The sequence below is a fragment of the Stenotrophomonas sp. PUT21 genome (assembly GCF_052232875.1).
In the GTDB taxonomy this organism is placed as follows: Bacteria; Pseudomonadota; Gammaproteobacteria; order Xanthomonadales; family Xanthomonadaceae; genus Stenotrophomonas; species Stenotrophomonas maltophilia_N.
Genome location: NZ_CP197645.1, coordinates 2831445 through 2852357 on the forward strand (window position 1 = coordinate 2831445; position 20913 = coordinate 2852357).

General features: G+C 64.9%; 21 protein-coding genes. 10 read left to right on the top strand and 11 right to left on the bottom strand.

Annotation, left to right across the window (positions count from 1 at the left end):
• Positions 1–35: 35 nt before the first annotated feature.
• Genes ACTT2I_RS13000 through ACTT2I_RS13010 form a run of 3 tightly spaced genes read right to left on the bottom strand, consistent with a single transcriptional unit; the run spans position 36 to position 3116 of the window.
• Positions 36–1301 (bottom strand): sensor histidine kinase, encoded by a 1266-nt coding sequence (locus ACTT2I_RS13000; RefSeq protein ID WP_421099192.1) that lies wholly within the window; start codon positions 1299–1301, stop codon positions 36–38.
• Positions 1298–1984 carry a response regulator transcription factor gene (locus ACTT2I_RS13005; protein WP_088435362.1) on the bottom strand — a complete coding sequence of 229 codons (687 nt, stop codon included), beginning with the start codon at positions 1982–1984 and terminating at the stop codon, positions 1298–1300. The genes ACTT2I_RS13000 and ACTT2I_RS13005 overlap by 4 nt, the downstream gene beginning before the upstream one ends.
• Positions 1985–1988: 4 nt before the next feature.
• Positions 1989–3116, bottom strand: coding sequence for a DJ-1/PfpI family protein (locus ACTT2I_RS13010; protein ID WP_421099191.1), 1128 nt, complete (start codon positions 3114–3116; stop codon positions 1989–1991).
• Positions 3117–3307: 191 nt separating this feature from the next.
• On the opposite strand from ACTT2I_RS13010, the gene ACTT2I_RS13015 reads away from it, so the two are divergent.
• The gene (locus tag ACTT2I_RS13015) at positions 3308–4168 is read left to right on the top strand and encodes a PA4780 family RIO1-like protein kinase (protein ID WP_088435360.1); all 861 of its coding nucleotides are present in this window, start codon (positions 3308–3310) and stop codon (positions 4166–4168) included.
• 106 nt (positions 4169–4274) lie between these two features.
• Here ACTT2I_RS13015 and ACTT2I_RS13020 read toward each other — a convergent pair whose 3' ends face one another.
• Entirely contained in the window at positions 4275–6407 is a 2133-nt protein-coding gene (locus ACTT2I_RS13020; RefSeq protein ID WP_421099190.1) for a methyl-accepting chemotaxis protein, read from the bottom strand.
• Between the two features lie 197 nt (positions 6408–6604).
• On the opposite strand from ACTT2I_RS13020, the gene ACTT2I_RS13025 reads away from it, so the two are divergent.
• A complete protein-coding gene (locus ACTT2I_RS13025) occupies positions 6605–7579 on the top strand; it encodes a L,D-transpeptidase family protein (RefSeq protein WP_421099189.1) in 975 nt (324 codons plus the stop codon).
• Positions 7580–7583: 4 nt separating this feature from the next.
• Positions 7584–8282, top strand: coding sequence for a M23 family metallopeptidase (locus ACTT2I_RS13030; protein ID WP_421099188.1), 699 nt, complete (start codon positions 7584–7586; stop codon positions 8280–8282).
• Here the strand turns inward: ACTT2I_RS13030 and ACTT2I_RS13035 are convergent, their stop codons facing one another.
• Entirely contained in the window at positions 8283–8672 is a 390-nt protein-coding gene (locus ACTT2I_RS13035) for a DUF6966 domain-containing protein (RefSeq protein WP_421099187.1), read from the bottom strand. It abuts the gene before it with no gap.
• A gap of 169 nt (positions 8673–8841) precedes the next feature.
• Here ACTT2I_RS13035 and ACTT2I_RS13040 point away from each other — a divergent pair, with 169 nt between their 5' ends.
• Positions 8842–9255 (top strand): EF-hand domain-containing protein, encoded by a 414-nt coding sequence (locus tag ACTT2I_RS13040; protein ID WP_421588801.1) that lies wholly within the window; start codon positions 8842–8844, stop codon positions 9253–9255.
• A 42-nt stretch (positions 9256–9297) separates the two neighbouring features.
• On the opposite strand, the gene ACTT2I_RS13045 is transcribed toward ACTT2I_RS13040, so the two are convergent.
• Positions 9298–9834, bottom strand: coding sequence for a potassium channel family protein (locus ACTT2I_RS13045; protein WP_421099185.1), 537 nt, complete (start codon positions 9832–9834; stop codon positions 9298–9300).
• 905 nt (positions 9835–10739) lie between these two features.
• Between ACTT2I_RS13045 and ACTT2I_RS13050 the strand changes: the two genes are divergently transcribed.
• Together ACTT2I_RS13050 and ACTT2I_RS13055 are read left to right on the top strand one after the other, a co-directional pair.
• Positions 10740–11981, top strand: a complete 1242-nt coding sequence (locus ACTT2I_RS13050; RefSeq protein ID WP_421099184.1) for a hypothetical protein — start codon at positions 10740–10742, stop codon at positions 11979–11981.
• Positions 11921–12739, top strand: a complete 819-nt coding sequence (locus ACTT2I_RS13055) for a CARDB domain-containing protein (protein WP_421099183.1) — start codon at positions 11921–11923, stop codon at positions 12737–12739. The genes ACTT2I_RS13050 and ACTT2I_RS13055 overlap by 61 nt, the downstream gene beginning before the upstream one ends.
• A 407-nt stretch (positions 12740–13146) precedes the next feature.
• On the opposite strand, the gene ACTT2I_RS13060 is transcribed toward ACTT2I_RS13055, so the two are convergent.
• From ACTT2I_RS13060 to hflK, 4 genes are all read right to left on the bottom strand, one after another.
• Positions 13147–14439: an adenylosuccinate synthase gene (locus ACTT2I_RS13060; protein WP_088432983.1), complete on the bottom strand. Its 1293-nt coding sequence runs from the start codon at positions 14437–14439 to the stop codon at positions 13147–13149.
• Positions 14440–14736: 297 nt separating this feature from the next.
• A complete protein-coding gene (locus tag ACTT2I_RS13065) occupies positions 14737–14922 on the bottom strand; it encodes a DUF2065 domain-containing protein (protein ID WP_421099182.1) in 186 nt (61 codons plus the stop codon).
• A 69-nt stretch (positions 14923–14991) separates the two neighbouring features.
• The gene (gene hflC, locus ACTT2I_RS13070; protein ID WP_019186091.1) at positions 14992–15855 is read right to left on the bottom strand and encodes a protease modulator HflC; all 864 of its coding nucleotides are present in this window, start codon (positions 15853–15855) and stop codon (positions 14992–14994) included.
• Positions 15852–16973, bottom strand: a complete 1122-nt coding sequence (gene hflK, locus ACTT2I_RS13075) for an FtsH protease activity modulator HflK (RefSeq protein WP_088432981.1) — start codon at positions 16971–16973, stop codon at positions 15852–15854. The genes hflC and hflK overlap by 4 nt, the downstream gene beginning before the upstream one ends.
• 184 nt (positions 16974–17157) lie before the next feature.
• On the opposite strand from hflK, the gene ACTT2I_RS13080 reads away from it, so the two are divergent.
• Both ACTT2I_RS13080 and pilH read left to right on the top strand, forming a co-directional pair.
• A complete protein-coding gene (locus ACTT2I_RS13080) occupies positions 17158–18153 on the top strand; it encodes a YhdH/YhfP family quinone oxidoreductase (RefSeq protein WP_421099181.1) in 996 nt (331 codons plus the stop codon).
• Positions 18154–18242: 89 nt separating this feature from the next.
• Positions 18243–18626 (top strand): twitching motility response regulator PilH, encoded by a 384-nt coding sequence (gene pilH / locus ACTT2I_RS13085; RefSeq protein WP_088432979.1) that lies wholly within the window; start codon positions 18243–18245, stop codon positions 18624–18626.
• A 4-nt stretch (positions 18627–18630) separates the two neighbouring features.
• On the opposite strand, the gene ACTT2I_RS13090 is transcribed toward pilH, so the two are convergent.
• Complete coding sequence (locus ACTT2I_RS13090; RefSeq protein WP_088432978.1) at positions 18631–19527, bottom strand: DnaJ C-terminal domain-containing protein; 897 nt, start codon at positions 19525–19527, stop codon at positions 18631–18633.
• Positions 19528–19777: 250 nt separating this feature from the next.
• Here ACTT2I_RS13090 and ACTT2I_RS13095 point away from each other — a divergent pair, with 250 nt between their 5' ends.
• Positions 19778–20260, top strand: coding sequence for a peroxiredoxin (locus tag ACTT2I_RS13095; protein WP_088432977.1), 483 nt, complete (start codon positions 19778–19780; stop codon positions 20258–20260).
• 28 nt (positions 20261–20288) lie between these two features.
• Entirely contained in the window at positions 20289–20861 is a 573-nt protein-coding gene (locus ACTT2I_RS13100) for a ferritin-like domain-containing protein (protein WP_088432976.1), read from the top strand.
• Positions 20862–20913 lie beyond the last annotated feature (52 nt).

Consider the following 20913-nt stretch of genomic DNA (forward strand, 5'->3'; position numbering starts at 1 on the left):
TCGCGCGGTCGCGGAGACCGCCGTGGCGCCGGGCCTTACTGCACGCTGAAACTTGCCTCCGTGGCGTGCTCGGTCCCTTCGATGCGCAGGTCGATCGAAAAGCGGTCGCACAACCGCTGCACGATCGTCAGGCCCAGCCCGAACCCGGCGCTGCCCTCGCCCTTGGTGAACGGCCGCATGATCGCATCGGGATCGCCTGCCGGCGCGGTATTGCGGACCCGCAGCCGCCCGGCCGCGACATCGATGTACACCTCGCCCGCCCGCGTGTGCGCGAATGCATTGCCGATCAGGTTGGCCAGCAGCATGTGCAGCACCGGGCCAGGCACCGCCAGGCACGCGCTGGCGGGCACATCGACCCGCACCTGCACCGGCTTGCCCTCCAGCAGCGACGCCTGCTCGACCACTACCTGTTCCAGCATCGGCAGCACCGGCTGTGGGGTCGCCTCCTGATCCACGTTCTCTTCGCGGGCCAGCGTGAGCAGGGTGATGACGGTCTGCTCGAGCTGCCGCGCCGAGTGCTGCACATGCTCAAGCTGCTGCCGCCCACGCTCGGACAGACCCGGTTCGCTGGCCAGCTGTTCGGTGGCGCTGCGGATCACCGCCAATGGCGTGCGCAGCTCATGGCTGGCGTCACGGGTGAACGCATGTTCGCGGGCAATGAAGGCGCGCACCCGCCCGCTGAGATCCTCCACGCCGCGGGCGAGCACGCCGACCTCGTCATTCGGGAAGTCACCGGCGAACCCGACCGGCAACCGATCCGGTGCCATCTCATCGACCAGCGCCGCCAGCCTCGACAAGGGTCGCGTGGTGCGTCGGGCCAGCCATGCGCCGGCCAGGACGGCGACCATCACCACGGCCAGTCCGGACCAGGCCAGCAACGCCAGGATCTGGCTGCGCATCGGCCGCACCACCAGTTGCTGGCTGACCTCGGCGACCAGCCACCCCGGCGTGGCGGCCCCTTCCGGCTGCACCGGCCGCAGGTGATAGTGCCGCCCCTGCGTACCGGCGATCTCGCGGCGCCAGGGCTCGGCATCGAAGGTGGCCTTGAGATCGGACGGGAACGTGGCAGGGCTGTCGTGGATCGTCATGAAGGCATTGCGCGGCGGCGACCAGGTACCACGGCTTGCCCGCTGATCCAGCTGCTGCTGCGCTTCCTGTTCGAGCATCGCATCGAAGAAGCGATCTTCAACGCTGTAAACGAACACCGCCACGTACAGGCCGAACAGGCTGGCCACCGCCAGCGCGAACACCGCAAACACCAGCATCAGCCGGTTGCGCAGCCGATGCACCCGTGCCGTCATGCGTCGGCCTCCAGCCTGAAGCCGACATCGTGCACGGTCTTGAGCATCGCCCGCTCGAAGGGCTTGTCCAGCGCCTGGCGCAGCAGGTACAGATGCGAGCGCAGCGGATCCGATGGCGGTGCTTCATCGCCCCAGAGCCGTCGGATCAACTCGCTGCGGGTGACCGTACGCGGCCAGGCTTCGGCAAGCAGCACCAGCAGCCGGTAAGCGGTCTGCGGCAACTCGATCGCCTGCCCACCGCGATACACGGCGCCACTGCGGCGATCAATGCCCAGCGACCCGATGCGCAGCACATGCCCATCGCGTCGTCCGTGTCGATGGGCCAGCGCCAGGCATCGCGCCAGCAGCTCCTCGCCCGCGAATGGCTTGACCAGGTAATCATCGGCACCGGCCTGGAAGCCGACCAGCTTGTCGGCCAGCGTGTCGCGCGCGGTCAGCATCAGGATGGGAATGTGGCGGTCGGCCTGCTCACGCAGATGGCTGCACACACGCAGGCCATCCATGCCCGGGAGGGTGAGGTCCAGCACCAGTACCTCCGGCGGTTCATCCAGCGCCATCTGCAGGCCACTGCGGCCATCGGCGGCGAAGGCCACGCGATGGCCGCGGGCTTCCAGCAGCGTGGCCATGCCGGCGCGCAGGGCCGGATTGTCCTCGATCACCAGGATGTGCAGGCCTTCGTCCATGGGGTCAGCCTTCGATCGTGTCCTTGAGCTGCTTAGCTTCGGCCATGTCCGGGTGGGTTTCCAGCAGTTTGCCGAGCACGCTGCGTGCCTGTGTGACCTCGCCGAGGCGCCAATGCGCCTGCGCGATGCCCAGCGGCAGCTGCGGCTCACTCATGTACGGCGCGGCCAACTGCATGATCGCCAGCGCGTCACGCACCGCTGCGTCGTCCTGCGCGGCCTGCAGCTGGTAGTACCCGAGCACGCCGATCAGCTGGTCGTGATAGCCCGTACGGTTGCTGGCCAGCTCGCGCTTGACCGCCTCCCCCTCACCGGCAAGCAGGCGCTGCACCAGCGCCATGCTGGCCTCGTCACGCCACGGCGTGCGGGCCACCGGCGTGCGACCGGTAGCGCGCACGATCGCCTCGGCGACGGCCGGTGTGGAATACGGGTTCTGCCCGGTGATCAGCCGGCCGTCGACGACCAGCTTGGGCATCATCAGCGGCGCCTGTTCCCAGCGCGCACCGCGCTCGCGCAGCGCCGTCTCCAGCAGGAAGGGAAACTCCTTCGCCCAGCGCTTGCCGAACACCCCTTCCTCGGCATTGGTGAAGCCGGTCATGCGACGTCCGGCCACCAGCAGCGATCCGTCCGCCAGCCGCACGTCCACCAGCGCAGCCGGGCCGTGACACACCGCCGCGATCACGGCGCCGCGGTCATGCATCGTGCCGACCAGACTGCGCAGCGCGGCATCGGCCGGCAGATCGAACATCGCGCCCTTGCCTCCGACCACATAGACCGCCGCATAGTCGGCCGCCCGCAGCGTGGCCGTGGCGCGGGTATCGGCCAGTAGCGCGGTCGCGGCCGGATCAGCGAGGACGCGTGCGTTGAAGGGCTCCTCGGCATTGAACTTGTCGGCCTCCACCGGCCCGCCGCGCGGGCTGGCCACCTGCACGGCCAGGCCGTTGTCGCGGAAGATCAGGTAGGCCTGGGCGAATTCGTCCATCTCGAACCCGGGGCGGCTCTTGCCCTGGTCACGGCCTTCGCCGCTGACCACGATCAGCACCGTATCGGCGGCCGCCGGGCGGGCATGGAGCGAGGGAACGGCCAGCAACAGGGCCAGGACGGCACCGGTACGGCGCAGCAGGGACAGCATCATGGGCAGCATTCCTTGGGTAGGTGGCCCCAGCCTGCCGCGCGGATGTGAATCAGATTTCAAGCCGGCATGGCCGTGCACACAGCTGAACGATCCGGCCGCCGGGCGCTGCGTTGATGGCTCCCTCGGCCCGAAGATGCGAAAATCCCTCCCCCTCCAGGGCAGGCCCCGCGCCAGCCGATTCCCGAGATACCGTGAAGACCCCCCAAGGCTTGCAGGCGCTGATCGACGACGGCGTGATCGATGAAGTGCTCCGCCCGCTCAAGAGCGGCAAGGAAGCAGCGGTATACGTGGTCCGCAGCGGCGACGATGTGCGCTGCGCGAAGGTATACAAGGACATGGCCCAGCGCAGCTTCCAGCAGCGCGTGCAGTATCAGGAAGGCCGCAAGGTCCGTGGCAGCCGCGAAGCGCGCGCCGTGGGCAAGGCCAGCAATTACGGCCGCAAACAGCAGGAAGCGGCCTGGAAGAACACCGAAGTGGAGGCGCTGTACCAGCTGCGCGATGCTGGCGTGCGCGTGCCCGAGCCGTACGGCTACTTCCACGGCGTGCTGGTGATGGAGCTGGTCACCGATGCCGAGGGTTATTCCGCCGCGCGTCTGGGCGAAGTCGAACTCAGCCCGGAACAGGCCCGCGAGTTTCACCAGATCCTGGTCCGCCAGGTCGTGCGGATGCTGTGCTGCGGCCTGATCCACGGCGACCTGTCGCCGTACAACGTGCTGGTCGGCCCGGAAGGCCCGGTGGTGATCGATTTCCCCCAGGTCGTCAGCGCTGCAGGCAACAATGCCGCGCGCACGATGCTGCTGCGTGACGTCAACAACCTCACCGCCTATCTGGGCCGCTGGGCACCGGAACTGCTGGAGACCTGGTACGGCGAAGAGATGTGGGCACTGTTCGAGGCCGGCGATCTGCTCCCGGACAGCGTGCTGACCGGCGCGTTCGAGCAGGATGAAAGCAGCATCGATCTGGATGGCGTCCGCCACGCGATCAACGATGCGCGCGAAGAAGCGCTGATCCGCCAGCAGGGCCGGGAAGCGGCGGAAGAAAACGACGACTGAGTCGACGCCGATGGCGCCCGGCGCCCGGCGCCACCGTGTCGCACGGCCATGCAGAACGCCCCGCAGATGCGGGGCGTTCTGTTTTCCACTCATCCGGCGACGGCTGTCACGCAGCCTGCAGCGCGCCCGGTCGGCCCCGCACGACGTCGGTGCCGGCGATCTTGAACACCGCGACCGATTCGGTCAGTGCCTGCGCCTGCTCTTCCAGCGCGCGGCTGGCGGCCGTGGCTTCTTCCACCAGCGCCGCATTCTGCTGGGTGACCTGGTCCATCTGCACTACGACCTGGTTGACCTGCTCGATACCGGTGGCCTGCTCCTTGGTGGCGGCGGCGATATCGCTCATCAGCTGATTGGTGCGCGCACTGGCCTGGGTCAGCCGGGTGATCGCCGCTTCGGACTGCACGGTCACGCTCAGACCGGTCCTGACCTTGTCGCTGGATTCGTCGATCAACGCCTTGATCTCCTTGGCCGCCGTACCAGCGCGCTGTGCCAGCGTGCGCACCTCGCTGGCCACGACCGCGAAGCCGCGTCCGTTCTCGCCGGCGCGGGCCGCCTCCACCGCGGCATTCAAGGCCAGGATGTTGGTCTGGAACGCGATGCCATCGATCACCGAAGAGATCTCGGAGATCCGCGCCGAAGACTGGTCGATCTCGCCCATCACTGCCGCCATCTGCGCAATCGCCTGCTCGGTCGCCTTCACCGCCGCGCCGGCCGCATTGGCCTCGTGATCGGCCTGGCTGGCCAGTTCGGCGTTCTGCCGGACCGTGGAGGTCAGCTCTTCCATCGAGGCGGCCGCCTCTTCCAGGTTGGCTGCCTGCTGCTCGGTACGTCGCGAGAGATCATTGTGGCCGGCCGCCAGTTCCTGCGCGGCGTCGTTGATGCTCCCGGCCGCGCCCTGGATCTGCTGGACGATACCGGTCAGCTGCACCGCCGTGACGTTGGCATCGTCGCGCATCTGCGCAAAGACCCCTTCGTAGTCGCCCTCCATGCGCGAGGTCAGATCCCCCGTGGAGATCGCCCGCAGCACCAGTGACAGGTCCGCGATGCTGGCCTGCGAACTGGCCATCATGCCGTTGAGCTGGGCCACCATCGCGCGAAACTGGAACTGGAAGCCCGGCTCGTCACCGCGTACCGAGAAATCACCCGCGCGTGCCGCCGATGCCAGGGTTTCGATCTGCTGGTTGATCGCCATCAGGCTGCCCTTGACCGTGGCCATGGTGCTGGTCAGCACGGCCTTCTCGCCCGGGTAGCTGTCCAGATCACGGCTCAGATCGCCGATGGCGTAACGCTGCATCACGTCCACCATATGCAGCTCGACCGCCACGTGTGAACCCACCAGTTCGTTGGTGGCACGGATCATCCGCCCGAAATCGCCGGGGAATGCCGCCTCATCCATGCGGTAGCCCAGCGCGCCGGCCTCGTGCTGCCGTGCCATCTCCAGCTGCGCGTTGATCGCGGCCCGCACGGTCTCGCGCACGGTACCCATCGCGTTGCCCAGCCGGGTGATTTCATCGCGGCCACCGAGGCGGACCTCCTCGGCCAGATCGCCCTTGGCCATCCGTGCGGCAAGCTCCACTGCGCGTGCCAGCGGTGCGGTCAGGCTGCGGCCGATCAACACCGAGGCGGCAATGCCGACCAACAGCGCAATCGCGCCCAGGATCAGCAATCTCATCACGGTCTGCTCGCCGAGACGGATCGCGGCGGCGCCAGCATCACGGCTCTGCGTTTCTTCGTAGGCCACTCCGTTATCCAGGGCGGCGTTCCAGCCATTGGCCGCTTCCTGCACGGCACCGAGAGTGAGCGCCGTCGCTGCGGCGAAATCGCCCTGCCGCATGAGCTCGCCCATCTGCTTGTTGAGTGGCTGGGCCCGACCGCGCCAGGTAGCGATAGCCTCGGCAATGGCCTTTTCATCGTCGGATGCCGGCATGGCCTGATAGGTCTTCCAGCTCGCCTCGTAGCGCGCCACCAGCGCCGCGATACGGGCTTCATCATCGGCCAGGCCATCACCCTGCCGCAGCAGCATCTGGCGCCGCACCACCATCATTTCGTTGTTGGCGTCGAGCATGTCCGAGAGCACCCCCACTTTGGCCATGTTGACCTCGACGACCTGCTGCATGGCCTCTTTCTGCAGGGCACTTCCCTTGGCACCGATGATCACCACCGCCGCTACCAGGACCAGCAGCAGCCCAAAGCCGATCCCCAGCCGCCAGACGACGCTGACGTTGCGCAAACTATCCATGACATCTTCCAAACGAGGTGAGTGCTCCGGTATCGGCGCTGGATGAAGTGCCTTGACCCACCCGGCTGTGAAGGGGTTCACGTAACGCACACCTCACTGACGGAATGCCATTTCTGCCAGGCGCCACGTCACAGTTTTCACGTCGAACGCGCAACCGACGCTGGCATGGTGGATGCACGTTTTCCATGGAGTCACCGATGTCCCTTCGCATGCATCGATTCGCACGCGTCACCGCGCTCGCCCTCGCCCTGTCGTCATCGGGCTGGGCAATGGCGCAGACCGCACCGTCCCCCGCCACTGCCACCGCTCCGGCGAAGGCGCCACTGGAGACGGGCCTGCGTTCGGATCTGCATGCGCAGGTACTACTGGATCGTGCGCACTTCTCGCCCGGGCAGATCGATGGCGAGGTCGGCTCCAATCAGAAACGCGCCGTCTCCGGCTTCCAGGCCGCACGCGGGCTGAAGGTCACCGGCGAACTGGACGACGCCACCTGGCAGGCCCTGCAGCCCGATGCCGCGCCGCCGCTGACGCGCTACACGCTCACCGCAGACGACGTCGCCGGTCCATTCCAGCCGCTTCCAAAAGGCCCCGCCGCACAGTCGAAACTGAAGGCGTTGGGCTTCGGTTCCGTGGAAGAGGCGCTCGGCGAACGCTTCCACGCCTCGCCGGAGCTGTTGAAGACACTCAACCCGGGCGTGGACCTGGGCAAGGCCGGCAGCGTGATCCAGGTGCCGAACATCGCCGTCACGCCGCTGCCCAAGGCGAGCAAACTGGTGATCGACAAATCCGACTCGACGCTGCGCCTGTTCGATGCCGACGGCAAGGTCTACGCGCAGTTCCCGGTGTCGTCGGGCAGCAAGCATGACCCGCTGCCGATCGGGAAATGGAAGATCCTCGGCATCTCCCGCGATCCGACCTTCCACTACAACCCCAAGCTGTTCTGGGATGCCAAGGCGGGTGACAGCAAAGCCGTGCTGCCGCCGGGCCCGAACAACCCGGTCGGCGTGGTCTGGATTGATATCTCCAAGCCGCATTACGGCCTGCACGGCACACCGGAACCGGGCCATGTCGGCAAGACCGAGTCGCACGGCTGCGTACGCATGACCAACTGGGATGCGCTGCAGGTGGCCGACGCGGTGGATGCCTCCGTGCCGGTCGTGATGCAGGAGTAAGCGCATGAAAACCCTGCGACTGCTGGCGGTCGGCCTGGTGCTGGGCGTGGTCGGATACTGGCTGCTGGCCCCGGATCCCTCCGCCAGGCTCGGGGCTGCCGAGCCGGCGAAGGTTGGCTCGGCCACCAGTTCCGCACGTGCCACGCGCGATGTTCCGCCGCCACCGCAGCCGGGCACCGCGCCTGCACCGGTGCAGACCACGCCCCCCCCGCCCGCGCCGGATGCGGGCGGTTCTGCACCCGCACCGGCCGAGGGCGCAGGCGCCTTGCTGCTGCCCGTACAAGGGATCCGTGCCGATCAGTTGCAGGACACCTTCACCGACGCACGCAGCGAAGGCCGCGTGCACGACGCGATCGACATCCTCGCGCCGAACGGCACGCCGGTTCTTGCCGTTGCCGATGGCACGGTGGAAAAACTGTTCGACAGCGTGCGTGGCGGGCTGACCGTCTATCAGTTCGAACCGAGCGGCCGCTACTGCTATTACTACGCGCACCTGGACCGCTATGCCGAGGGCCTGGCGGAGAAAAAGACCATCAAACGCGGCGAGGTGATCGGCTATGTCGGCAGCACCGGCAATGCCAGCCCGGAAGCACCGCACCTGCATTTCGAGATCCATGTACTGGGCCCGGAGAAGCAGTGGTGGAAGGGCGAGTCGATCAATCCGTACCCGGTATTGAAGGGCGCGCCGCTTGCCGCCCAGTGATCAACGTGCAGCGGACGTTGCGTCCCGTATCGCCCGTGCCAGCTCCCAGGCCCGGCCGCGCAGTGCATCCAGCCGCTCGTTGAGTTCGCCCGCGTCGGCTTTCCATTGGAAATGGCCGTTGCTGTAATCCTGGCCCAGCGCGAGATCATTGAACGATCCCATGCCGCCATAGGCGCGCAGCAGGCTCTCCGGCGCGTCGGGGGCGCCCTGCTCGAGCTTGAGCTTGACCCGCTGCATCCAATCCGCCCAGTGGCGCTCCCCGTCGCTACGCAGCATCGCTTCGAGCTCGCTCACCACGGCATGCAGCGCGCAGCTGGCACTGCTCATCGCGAAGGGTGTGTCTCCAGACTCCATTTTGCCCCGGCGGATCGTTGAGAGGCTGCACAGCATGCCATGGCCTCGATAACCGGCGCGATCACGGCGCGCCAAGGGTCGCGGCCGACCAGTAGAACTACTGGCGCGAATCCGGGAATTTGCCGTTGTACCGATCACCGACGCGGCGGACACTGGCCGCTGACGGCACGCCTCGACCACCGCCCCCATTCTGGAGATTACCGTGATGATGCCCGCGCCCCGCGTTGCCCTGCTCCTTCTCTGCGGCGTGGTGGCGGCCGGCACCGCAGCGGCGCAGGAACTGCCCGCCACGGCCGCCGACCGCTTCGCCCTGCTCGATCGCAATGGCGATGGCAGGATCAGCCGGGATGAGTACGACGGCGATGCCTTCTTCCGCGTGCTCGATGCCGACCACAACTACCGGGTGACGGTGGATGAAGTGCAGGCGGTGCTGGGCCCACAACGCGACGGCGAGTTCTCGGCAGCGGAATGGGTACGCATCACTGACCTCAACGGCGACGGCGAACTGAGCGCCGAGGAGATGCGTCGCTCGTCGCAGATGCGCTTCCAGAGCCTGGATGCCAACCACGATGAGAACCTGGAGCTGTCGGAACTGCAGATGGGCGTCGGCCGGCGCTGAAGCCTAACCATTGCATCATCACATCTGCCCGCCTCAATCCCATCAATTACATTGGCGTGAGGGTTGGATGTTCCGAAGGAACAGGAGTATGAAGAACACCATGTGGGTAGTACCGACAATGGATTCAGAAATCACCATCCACCTCCCCAAGTCATTCTTCGGCACGATGTCGCCGAACCCAAGTGTAGTGAACACGACTGTCGAAAAGTAAATGGCCTCAACGCCATTCAATCGCCGGGGAAAATCGGCATCCACTGCACCTGAGACCGGAAAAGCTTGATAATAGAAAGCGTAGACGCCAATCATCAGGATCGCCAGCAATACAAACAAGGCTGCTCCACCTATCAGCTCTTCGTGTTTGATTACCAGGAAGCGATGACAGCTGTAGGCGAGAAGGGCATAGCCTGAAAGTGCAATCCCAATACCACAGAATGTAGCCCATGTTGGCGAGACCCCTTTGAAGAGCCAGGCAGGGAGCAAAGCTACCAAAAATGCGACTAAGCCCAGAATGAAGCGCTTTCGACCTTTAGGATCAACTTCATTGATCCAACTTTCCAATTTTTGCATTCGTCCTTTCATACCCCTCCAGCGAAAAAAACCTGCATCTTTAGCGATGTCTCCTGAGCGCTCGGTAATGATGTAGGCGAGTGAATTCTCCTGACTTTTCCCGGGCTTCGCCCTTCACTGTCGTAGCCTAACCACCATTGCCACTCCAGCCGAGTTCATCGCGTATCTTCCACAGCCAGCTATCCAAGCTTTAGCACATTCTTTCATTAATGCAAGAAGACAAAGAAGCAATTTACGACAACACTTGCCGCATCTAACCGTCTGGAATAAAACACGACATTGCGTCTCAGAAAAGGCCCCGTCTGGGATGAGTGTTTTTTCAGACACGTGGCAGTGCCGGCCGCTACCCTGCACTGCTCGACTTATCAGACGAACGGATCCTCCAGGACCATGGTGTAGCCGGGGCCTTGGCAGGTCGAGAAGATGCTGACCGGACTACCGGCTAGCTCTCCCGTCGCGCAGCTGGCCGCGAGCCGCCGCCGGAAGGTCATTCCCGTGGATGATGCCCTGGATGTTCTCGGTCCAGCCCGCGAACTTCAGATACACCGGCGCATATCCGTCTACGACGACTGCAGGGCCGTGTAACTGCTGCCGGGCACAACCCTGCCCAACGTGGTGCCACTGAGCGGCAGCCATCGGTTAGACATCGCCGGTGGGCGGAGCACCAACAGTCGTGGCTTCACGCGCAGTTGCGTCCAGTTCGGCTGCACGCACAGTGGCCGCCGCATGTCTCCTGCTATGTTGCAGGGCGCGACGGTCGCATCGCCGATTTTGGCTGGGATGATCCTTCTGTACAGATAGTCAGTTCGACTATCTAGTCGCATTTCGTTCCTGCATGGAACCCGGGACGCTATTCTTCAGATTAGCGTTGGCTTGGCGGGCAGGTTACTGGAGCACTTTCCGTCAAAGGGGTAATCATGAGCAATCAATCGACACTGACGCTTCTGCTATTCGCTGGACTCGTTGCCCCACACATCGCCGCTGCACAAGACGGCTACACTGGCACCAACATGAAGTTTCTTTACACAGCCAATGTGATCGGCAATACCGATCCTTTGGTGCGGGAGCAATTGACCATGCTACGCAACTCGGGAATCAACGTTATTCCCGTGTCCGGCTGGTCGCCCAGCGAGGTAAGGTCTGAACTGTCTGCCGTCCGCCAGGACCCGCTGCTGTCGCAGTTCAAGGTGGTTCTGATGTACAACGGCCCCGTCAGTGAAGCTTGGTTCAGCGACGAAACCGCTGCGTGCAATCCTGGGAGCGAACGCCTGCCCAGCTGGCTTGAATCGAGCCTGGACGACCTCGCGAGTATCGCGCTCCAGAACTCGGACATCGTGGTTGGCTACTACACCTTTGACGAACCAGCGCTACGCAGAGCCCCAGTGAATCGAGGGATATGCAAGCGATATCAGGAACTGGTCTACCAGCGGATCCGCCAAGTTGATCCGGATACGGTAGCACGCCCGATCATCATCGCAAACACGATGTGGGACCTTACCGATGTGGAAATCCAGTACGGCATCAGTGCCACTGCTCAAGATGTCGTCTTTGTCGATCAGTACGCCTACGATCTGCAGAGCCAGGTCAATCAGTACCGGAAGTGGCAGAAACATGGATTGCTGCGCACCGGCATGGTGCCGGTGCTTCCTGCCTTTGCTGGCGCATGTCGCGACCCTGCCCTTCGCTTCAACTTCAGGCCAACGCTGGAGGCCGCGCTCCAGAGCGTCTATGGATCAGATCGGCCGCGGAGTATGGGAAGCGCCTACTTTGCTTACTGGCCGGAAACACGGCCAGACTACGCGTTTGATGGTCATAACTGCCCCGCTATTCTCAGCTCCGTCGTAGACGACTTGAGCCACCAGCCAGACCTTCAGGTCATGCGCGTGGAGACAGTGCCTGCACAATTCCTGCCAGGCCAATCGGTGCGCTTCCGGGCTGTGATTCAGAACACCGGCAACGCAGCTTCACCTTTGGGACTGCACAGCGTACTCGTACATGAGGATGGACGTTGCTTCACAGGTGGGTGCCAGTGGGGCATGACCTCGGCCAGCCTGATGCCCGGTGAGCAGATTGCCATAGATCTGAACCAAGGGCCCGCGTGCAGCCTTCTGCAGGCCTACACCCCATCACTGCCTATGTCGACGACGCAGACCGTTTAAAAGAGTCGAACGAGCATAACAATGAGACAACTCGCGAAATTGTGGTTGGCGACAAGCCGGATCTTCTGCCCTATCTGATTGAGAGCGTGCCGGCCAACTTTCAACCTGGCGATCACGTGGGCTTCCGCGTAGCGGTGACCAATCGCGGCTCGATGCCTGCATCAACGGGTTGGCTGGGTGCCGTGTATCTGGTCAACGGCACCTGCCCGCAGACGGGTTGTCCATGGAGCGGGCTGATGAGTGCATTGCAGCCTGGTGAATCGGTTTGGCTTCCTGCAGCTGGTCCCACTTGGCCAGCGGCATCCTCCCTCCAGAACATCACCGTCATCGTTGACGATCAGAAACTGGTGCCCGAAGCAGTCGAAAGCAACAACCAGCTGTCCCGCCTAATCAATGTCTCGGACAAGCCCGACTTGCAAATCGTGAACGCCTATACACGTCCTGCCCACCCCCGCGCAGGCGATGCGACATCATTTGTCGCCACTATCGAGAATATCGGATCGATCGCCGCAAGTGCGACCTGGATGGGGCTATTGGCGACGGAAAACAGTCAGTGTTTCAGCCAAGGGTGCGTCTGGGGTGGCCTACAGAATGCCACTCTGCCACCAGGTTCACGTAGCCGCGTCAGCACGTACTACGGTGCGTGGTTGGCTTCGCCCGGTGCGCATACCATTCGACTCACCATCGATGACCAGAACACGGTGAGCGAGTCTAGAGAAGAAAACAACTCGTTTGATCTCCCCATTCAGGTTGATTGACGATCAAGCCAAATCCCTGCTTACGGTGCGCTTCCCTCAACCGCGAAGCAAGCGGACTTCGCTGGAGTCGACGCCGTGGCCGGATCTTGCTCCATGCTCATGACTTAGCGACTCTGAGTGCCCTAGGATGCGTTCGAACAAATTATCGAGCTGAGGCCCGGCACTGCGACCGTTGACTCAAGGTTAGCTCCAAGCGCCATGGGATCGGCCCGCGTTGGCGGGACCGGCGCAAGCCTTTCTACACGTTGGTTTCGATAACGCAGATGGAGCGTCTTTCAGGGCTTAAAACGCAACCATGTATTTTGGAAGCTGTGTTAGCAAAGAGAAAAAGCCCCGCTTGCGCGGGGCATTTCCTTACGCGCTACACCTTCACGCGATACCGGGCATGCCCGGCACTGCGCGCCTGATCAGGCGAACGGATCCTGCAGGACCATGGTGTGGTCGCGGTCCGGGCCGGTCGAGACGATGCTCACCGGGCAACCGGCCAGCTCTTCCAGCGCGCGCAGGTAAGCGCGGGCGGCCGGCGGCAGGTCGTCCCAGTTGGTGATGCCGTGGGTGTTCTCGGTCCAGCCCGGGAACTCCAGGTACACCGGGGTGCACTCTTCCCAGCCCTGCGCGTCCAGCGGCGCGTACTCGGTACGCTTGCCGCGGTATTCGTAGGCGATGCAGACCTTCAGCTTTTCCATGCCGTCGAGCACGTCCAGCTTGGTGATGCACAGGCCGCTGATGCCGTTGATGGCCACGGCGCGCTTGAGCGCGACGATGTCCATCCAGCCGCAACGACGCGGGCGGCCGGTCGAAGCGCCGTACTCGGCACCACGGTCGCGGATGCCCTGGCCGACTTCATCGTCCAGCTCGGTCGGGAACGGGCCACCGCCGACGCGGGTCGCGTACGCCTTGGCGATACCCAGCACGTAGTCGATCGCATCGGCGCCGACGCCGGCACCGGCCAGTGCACCACCGACCGTGGTGTTGGAGCTGGTGACGTACGGGTAGGTGCCGTGGTCGATGTCCAGCAGCGCGCCCTGGGCGCCTTCGAACAGCACGCGCTTACCCTGCTTGCGCAGGTCGTGCAGGATGCCGGCAACGTCGGACTTCATCGGCTCGACGTATTCGCCGAAGGCCAGTGCTTCGTCGTAGGTCTTCTGGAAGTCGACCGCGTCGGTCTTGAGGTAATTGGTCAGCACGAAGTTGTGGTAATCCAGCGCGGTGCGCAGGAGTTCTTCCAGCTGGGCCGGGTAATGCAGGTCGGCGATGCGGATGCCGCGACGTGCCACCTTGTCTTCGTACGCCGGGCCGATGCCACGGCCGGTGGTGCCGATCGCCTTGCCGCCGGCAGCGCGTTCGCGCGCCTGGTCCAGGGCGATGTGGTACGGCATGATCAGCGGCGCGGCCGGGGAGATCTTCAGGCGCGAACGCACTTCCACGCCGGAGGTTTCCAGCTCGGCGATTTCCTTCTGCAGCGCGGCCGGCGAGATCACCACGCCGTTGCCGATCAGGCACAGCGCGTCTTCACGCAGGATGCCCGACGGAATCAGGTGCAGCACGGTCTTCTTGCCATTGATGACCAGCGTGTGGCCGGCGTTGTGGCCGCCCTGGAAACGCACAACGGCACCGATTTCCTCGGTGAGCAGATCGACGATCTTGCCCTTGCCTTCATCGCCCCACTGGGCACCAAGCACTACGACAGACTGACCCATGACGGGCTCCTCATATGTTGCGGCCATCGGGGCCGCGGACGGGTAAACCGTGGCAGGGCTGGCCAGCGCGGTGATGGCGGCTCCAAACGGGGAGCGGCCGGCGATGGAAGGCCCAGACACGGAAAAAGCCGAACGGGGAGGCCCGTCCGGCTTTTTTGCATTATCCGGGTTTCCCTGGGCAGGTGCCACCCCGCCGGAGGCTCGTGTTGGCAACCGGTCAGGACCGGGCGAGACCGCGTGGTGCCGGGCTGAACCGGGAGCCTGACCCGGGTAGTGCCGGAGCCGGCAGGTGTCCGCTCAGTGCTTCAACCACCACAGGGTAGTCAGGCCTGCCAGCAGGATCACCCCGCCCCAGGCGCGCAGGGCGCTGCTGCGCAGCATCAACAGCTGCTTGGCCATGCGCTTCCAGGCCAACGGGGCGGCGAACAGGAACAGGCCTTCGAGCACGGCGACCAGGCACAGGGCCGAGAACAGATCTTTCATGACATCTCCACAAACAAAACGGGGACCCGGTCTGCACCGGGTCCCCGTGGATGACGACCGCCTGAAGCCTCAGCGATCGCTCTTGAGGTACTGCAGGAACGGGTCGTTCTTGTCGAGCACGATCACGCCATTGCCGTCGGTCATGGAGCCACGGTAGGCCTCCAGGCTGCGGTAGAAGGCGTAGAACGACGGGTCGGCCGAGCCGGCCTTGCCGTAGATGCGGGCGGCGTCGGCATCGCCGGCACCGCGCAGCTGCTGGGCGTCGCGCTCGGCTTCGGCCACGATCACGGTGCTCTCGCGGTCGGCCTGGGCGCGGATGGTCAGCGACTGCTCTTCACCCTCGGCGCGCAGCTTGGCCGCTTCCTGCTTACGCTGGGCGCGCATGCGCTCGTACACATCGTTGATCACCTGGCTGTCGGTCGGCAGGTCGATCTGCTTGATGCGCAGGTCGATGATCTGCATGCCGAGCGCCTTGACCGACTCGTTGATGCCGGTCAGCTGGTTGGCGATCAGTTCGCTGCGATCCCCGGACACCAGCTGCTGCAACGAACGCGAGTTGATCTGGTTGCGCAGCGAGTCGGTGATGATCGGGGCCAGACGGGCATTGGCCACGCGGGCATCGCCGCCGGTCGCGCGGAAATACGCGCGCACGTCGGAGATGTAACCGATGGCGAAGAAGTCGACGCTGACGTCCTTCTGCTCGGCGGTGAAGTAGCGCGCCGGGGCGGTATCGAGCACCTGGAAGCGGCGATCGAACACGCGCACCGTTTCCACCAGCGGCACCTTGAAGTGCAGGCCCGGCTTGATGTCCGCACGGACCACCTTGCCCAAGTTCAGCACCATCGCGGTCTGATCCTCACGGACAACGTAGACCGAACCCAGCAGGCCCAGCAGGACCGCTACGGCCAGACCAATCCACAGTGAACTTCTCATCGGCTGCCCTCCTCACGACCGGTCGGGCGCGTCGTCGGACGCTCCGCATTGCGAACGCCATCCACGGCCGTGCTGGCAGGCAGCGACGGCAGCATGACTTCCGGGGTCACCGCCGGAGCGGCGTTGGTGCTGGTGCGGGTGTCGCCCGGCATCGGCACGTAGATCAGCTGGCGGCCATCGCCACCGATGATCTTGCGGTTCTCCGAGAGCACCTTCTGCACCGTTTCCAGCCACAGGCGCTTGCGCGTGACTTCCGGGGCGTCCTTGTACTGGACCTGCAGCAGGCTGAAGCGCTCGGCGTCACCCTCTGCCTTGGCCACCACGGCCTGCTTGTAGCCTTCAGCGGTGGTCCGGGCCCGCGAGGCCTGGCCGCGCGCTTCCGGGACAACCTTGGCGGCGTAAGCCTGGGCTTCGTTGATCAGACGCTCCTTGACCTGCTGGGCACCGTTGACCTCATCGAAGGCCGGCTTGACCTCCTCGGGCGGGCGGGCATCGGGCAGGGTCAGGCCGGTCACCGACAGACCGGTGCGGTAGCTGCCGAGCGAGGCCTGCAGGCGCTCTTCGGCGGCCACGGCCAGCGGGCCACGGTTGTTCAGCACGTTGTTGAGGTCGGCACGACCGACCTGCTCACGCACCGCGCTCTGCGCGGTCTGTTCCAGCACCTGGTCGGCATCGACCGAGCCGAACAGGTACAGGCGCGGGTCATCGATGCGGTACTGCACGTTGAGCGAGACGTTGACGATGTTCTCGTCGCGGGTCAGGACCGGCACCTGGCTGCTGAACGTCTTGATCTCGGTGGCATTGACCTTGGTGACCGATTCCAGCGGCCACGGCAGCTTGAAGTTCGGGCCAGGCTGCAGGATGCGATGGAACTGACCGAAGCGCAGCACCACGCCGCGTTGCTGTTCGCCGATCAGCTGGAAGCTGGAGAACAGCAGCAGCAACACGGCAGCCACTGCGACCCACCGCAGGATGCCACCATCGAACAGGTCTTTCAGCGGACCGGGCAAACCGCCCCAACCGCCGCCATTGCCGCCACCGCGAGGACCGAACGGCCCACGTCGATTCTCGTCGGGGCCTTGTCCGCCCTTGTTGCCGCCGGGTGTATTCCAGGCCATGCACGCTCCATCAAGGTAAGGTTGCCTGCGGGCCATTCCCGCACCGTCAACCGTTAAAACGTTAAATCGCTGTCGATTCTACTAGATGGGGCAGATCGACAGGATTGGAAGGGGTCACGCATCTCGGGGAACGATTCATAACCGCAGCAGGTAAGGTGGCGGTTTCCCCTCGTCAGGCATCTTCATGGCAATCCCCGACCGGTTCAACGCCTTCCGTATCCACCAGGACGATAGCGGCTACCACGCCGGGCTGGAACCGATCGGCCTGGACCAGCTCAACCCGGGCGAGGTGGTGATCCGCGCGCAGTGGTCCTCGGTCAACTATAAAGATGCGTTGGCCGGCACCGGCAAGGGCAAGATCCTGCGCCGTTTCCCGCTGGTCGGCGGCATCGACGTGGCGGGCACGGTGGTCGCCTCGACCGACCCGGCCTACCGCGAGGGTGATGCGGTGCTTGCCACGGGCTGCGGGCTGAGCGAGACCCGCGATGGCGGCTACAGTCCCTATGTACGCCTGGCCGCCAGTGCGGTGATCCCCCAACCGACCGGCTTGAAACCGCGCGAGGCGATGATCCTGGGCACCGCCGGTTTCACCGCCGCGCTGGCCCTGTTGCGGATGCTGGACAACCGGCAGACCCCCGCCCACGGCCCACTGGCGGTGACCGGGGCCACCGGCGGGGTCGGCTCGCTGGCCGTGGACATCTTCACCCGCGCCGGTTTCGAGGTGCATGCGATCAGTGGCAAGGCCGACCAGGCCGGCTACCTGCGTGGCCTTGGCGCCCGCGAGGTGCTGCCGCGTGAGGTGCTGACGACCACCCGGCCGATGGAATCGGCGCGCTTCGGTGGCGGGCTGGACAATGCCGGCGGCGCGATGCTGAGCAGCCTGCTGGCCCAGACCGTGCCTTACGGGTCGGTCGTCAGTGCGGGGCTGGCCGCGAGCCCGGCGTTGGACATGACGGTCATGCCTTTCATCATCCGCGGCGTGTCGCTGCTGGGGGTGTCCTCCTCCAGCGCCCCGCGTGACCTGCGCGAAGCGGTCTGGGAAAAGCTGGGCGGCGAGTGGAAGCCGGCGCATCTGGACACGATCTGCACCGGCGAAGTCGGCCTGGAGGGCCTGCCCGCGGCATTCGAGGCCCTGCTCGCCGGCGGCAACCACGGCCGCACGGTGGTACGAATCGACTGAGCGTGGCAGCCGGGCGACGGACGGCACGCCCGGCGCTTCACGACGGTGCGAGGCCCGCACTACACTGCGGGCATCACACGGGGAACACCATGGCACGCATTCTGATCGTCGACGATTCACCGTCGCAGCTGTTGGGGATACAGCGGATCGTCGAAAAACTCGGGCACGAGATCCTGACCGCCACCGATGGCGCCGCCGGGGTGGAAGCGGCCAAGGCCGAGCTGCCCGACCTGGTGCTGATGGACGTGGTGATGCCCAACCTCAACGGTTTCCAGGCGACCCGCACCCTGGCCCGCGATGCCTCGACCAAGCACATTCCGGTGATCCTGGTGACCACCAAGGACCAAGACACCGACCGCATGTGGGGCATGCGGCAGGGGGCAAAGGCCTATATCACCAAGCCGTTCTCCGAAGACGAGCTGTCCGAAGTGCTGGAGCGCGTTTTCAGCCACCAGGAACCGCCGCTGCCGTGATCCCTCAGATCTTCTCGCCGAATGCCTTGGCCAGCGTCTTGTAGGCCTTCTTCTGCGCCTCATCCGTGGGCGCCGGCGCAATGATCTCCAGTTCCACGATCTGATCGCCATCCGGGTTGCCCGGCAGCCCGCGGCCACGCAGGCGCAGCTTGCGCCCGGCATCGGACTCGGCTGGCACCTTCAGGTCCACCGCACCGCCCAGGGTGGGCACGCTGATGCTGGTCCCCAGCGCCGCCTGCCACGGGGTGACCTGCAGGGTGTAGAGAATGTTGCGGCCATCGACCTCGAACTGCGGGTGCTCGGCGTATTCCACTTCCAGCAGCAGGTTGCCGCCACCGGTGCCCTGCCCGCCCAGGCGGATCACCTGGCCGGGGCGGATGCCCTTGGGTACGCGCACATCGAGCTGCTTGCCGCCCACGTTGATGCGCAGGCTGTCGCCCTGGTAGGCGGCCTCCAGCGGCACCGACAGCTTGGCGCGGGTGTCGCGGGTAGGCTGCGGGCCCTGGCTGGCACCCCCGAAGCCGCTGGCACGGCCGCCGCCGCCACCGCGCTGGCGCGCGAACAGGCTCTCGAAGAAATCGCTGAAGCCGCCACCACCGGCGCCGCCCCCGAATACCTCTTCAAAGTCATAGCCCTGGCCACCACCGTAGTTCGGCGGGGTGTGGAACTCCTCGCCGGGGCGGTAACCCTGCGCCTTGAGCTGGTCATAGGCTGCGCGCTTCTGCGGGTCGCGCAGCGCCTCGTAAGCCTCGTTGACCGCCTTGAATTTATCCTCGGCCCCGGCTTCCTTGCTCACATCCGGGTGGTACTTGCGCGCCAGCCGGCGGTAAGCGGTCTTGATCTCAGCATCGCCCGCGGTGGGTTCCACCCCGAGCGTGGCGTAATAATCCTTGAATTCCATCCAAACACCTCGACTAAGTTCGGCCACCCGCGTGGGCGGGCGCCGTCCGCGCAATTCTAGCCGCTGCGGACCGGCCCACCGTGACGCCGGGCGCGAATGATCCTGCGCAATGCGGCGGACATCCCGGCCGGCTACGCTGCCCCCGTGGCCCGCCTTTCCCGTTGGAGATGGGTCTGCACGGCCGTTTTTCAACATGTTGACATGGCCATCCCATGCCCCTCACTACCCTGCCTGTGTCCAAGGAGTCCGCATGACCATCCACGTTGGCGACCGCATTCCCGAAGTCACCCTCAAGCGTATCCGCGAGGGCATGGAGACCATCGACACCCATGCCCTGTTCGATTCGCGCAAGGCGGTGCTGTTCGGCGTGCCCGGCGCATTCACCCCGACCTGTTCGGCCCGGCACCTGCCCGGCTTCATCGAGCAGTTCCCCGAATTCCGCCACCGCGGCATCGAGGTGTTCTGCATGGCGGTCAACGATCCGTTCGTGATGAAGGCCTGGGGCGAGAGCCAACAGGTACCCGACGGCCTGCAGCTGCTGTCCGATGGCAACGGTGAATTCACCCGTGCGCTCGGCCTGGAAATGGATGCCAGCAGTTCGGGTATGGGGACGCGATCGCGTCGCTTCGCGCTGTATGTCGAAGACGGTGTCGTGCGCGAAACCTTCATCGAGGAACCCGGAAAATTCGAGGTGTCTTCAGCGCAGTACGTGCTGGAGCATCTCCCCCGCTAGACCACGCAAGAGAGGACACCGGCCAGCCATGTCAACGCCAGCCAAGAACACCCGGAACAACGCCCGCCCGGCGGGCATCAGCGACACCGCCACCCTGCGCGCCAAGGCCCGCAAGGACATCGAAGACGGCGCGATCACCGACAGCTACAGCGCCGACCGCGAGGCGGTGATCAAGCTGCTCAACGACGCGCTCGCCACCGAATACGTGTGCGTGCTGCGCTACTACCGCCATTACTTCATGGCCAAGGGCATGCTCGCCGATTCGATCAAGGCCGAGTTCCTGGAACACGCACAGCAGGAGCAGGCGCACGCCGGCAAGCTGGCCGAACGCATCGTGCAGCTGGGCGGCGAGCCGGACCTCAACCCGGATACGCTCACTGCGCGCTCGCATGCCGAGTACAAGGAAGGCAGCGACCTGCGCGACATGGTCCGCGAGAACCTGATCGCCGAGCGCATCGCGATCGACAGCTATCGCGAGATGATCAATTTCGTGGGCGACAAGGACACCACGACCAAGCGCATCCTCGAAGAGATCCTGGCGCAGGAAGAGGAACACGCCGACGAATTCGCCGATCTGCTGGACGGCTGGATCGGGGAGTAATGCTGGACGGCAGTGCCGGCCCGTGGCCGGCACTGCCAGACCCTGCGCACCG

Excerpts from the sequence above, each read along its gene's own strand:
- ACTT2I_RS13000 (WP_421099192.1), bottom strand. The coding sequence starts at position 1,301 with ATGACGGCACGGGTGCATCGGCTGCGCAACCGGCTGATGCTGGTGTTT.
- ACTT2I_RS13005 (WP_088435362.1), bottom strand. The coding sequence starts at position 1,984 with ATGGACGAAGGCCTGCACATCCTGGTGATCGAGGACAATCCGGCCCTG.
- ACTT2I_RS13010 (WP_421099191.1), bottom strand. The coding sequence starts at position 3,116 with ATGATGCTGTCCCTGCTGCGCCGTACCGGTGCCGTCCTGGCCCTGTTG.
- ACTT2I_RS13020 (WP_421099190.1), bottom strand. The coding sequence starts at position 6,407 with ATGGATAGTTTGCGCAACGTCAGCGTCGTCTGGCGGCTGGGGATCGGC.
- ACTT2I_RS13025 (WP_421099189.1), top strand. The coding sequence starts at position 6,605 with ATGTCCCTTCGCATGCATCGATTCGCACGCGTCACCGCGCTCGCCCTC.
- ACTT2I_RS13030 (WP_421099188.1), top strand. The coding sequence starts at position 7,584 with ATGAAAACCCTGCGACTGCTGGCGGTCGGCCTGGTGCTGGGCGTGGTC.
- ACTT2I_RS13035 (WP_421099187.1), bottom strand. The coding sequence starts at position 8,672 with ATGCTGTGCAGCCTCTCAACGATCCGCCGGGGCAAAATGGAGTCTGGA.
- ACTT2I_RS13040 (WP_421588801.1), top strand. The coding sequence starts at position 8,842 with ATGATGCCCGCGCCCCGCGTTGCCCTGCTCCTTCTCTGCGGCGTGGTG.
- ACTT2I_RS13045 (WP_421099185.1), bottom strand. The coding sequence starts at position 9,834 with ATGAAAGGACGAATGCAAAAATTGGAAAGTTGGATCAATGAAGTTGAT.
- ACTT2I_RS13050 (WP_421099184.1), top strand. The coding sequence starts at position 10,740 with ATGAGCAATCAATCGACACTGACGCTTCTGCTATTCGCTGGACTCGTT.
- ACTT2I_RS13060 (WP_088432983.1), bottom strand. The coding sequence starts at position 14,439 with ATGGGTCAGTCTGTCGTAGTGCTTGGTGCCCAGTGGGGCGATGAAGGC.
- ACTT2I_RS13065 (WP_421099182.1), bottom strand. The coding sequence starts at position 14,922 with ATGAAAGATCTGTTCTCGGCCCTGTGCCTGGTCGCCGTGCTCGAAGGC.
- hflC (WP_019186091.1), bottom strand. The coding sequence starts at position 15,855 with ATGAGAAGTTCACTGTGGATTGGTCTGGCCGTAGCGGTCCTGCTGGGC.
- hflK (WP_088432981.1), bottom strand. The coding sequence starts at position 16,973 with ATGGCCTGGAATACACCCGGCGGCAACAAGGGCGGACAAGGCCCCGAC.
- ACTT2I_RS13080 (WP_421099181.1), top strand. The coding sequence starts at position 17,158 with ATGGCAATCCCCGACCGGTTCAACGCCTTCCGTATCCACCAGGACGAT.
- pilH (WP_088432979.1), top strand. The coding sequence starts at position 18,243 with ATGGCACGCATTCTGATCGTCGACGATTCACCGTCGCAGCTGTTGGGG.
- ACTT2I_RS13090 (WP_088432978.1), bottom strand. The coding sequence starts at position 19,527 with ATGGAATTCAAGGATTATTACGCCACGCTCGGGGTGGAACCCACCGCG.
- ACTT2I_RS13095 (WP_088432977.1), top strand. The coding sequence starts at position 19,778 with ATGACCATCCACGTTGGCGACCGCATTCCCGAAGTCACCCTCAAGCGT.
- ACTT2I_RS13100 (WP_088432976.1), top strand. The coding sequence starts at position 20,289 with ATGTCAACGCCAGCCAAGAACACCCGGAACAACGCCCGCCCGGCGGGC.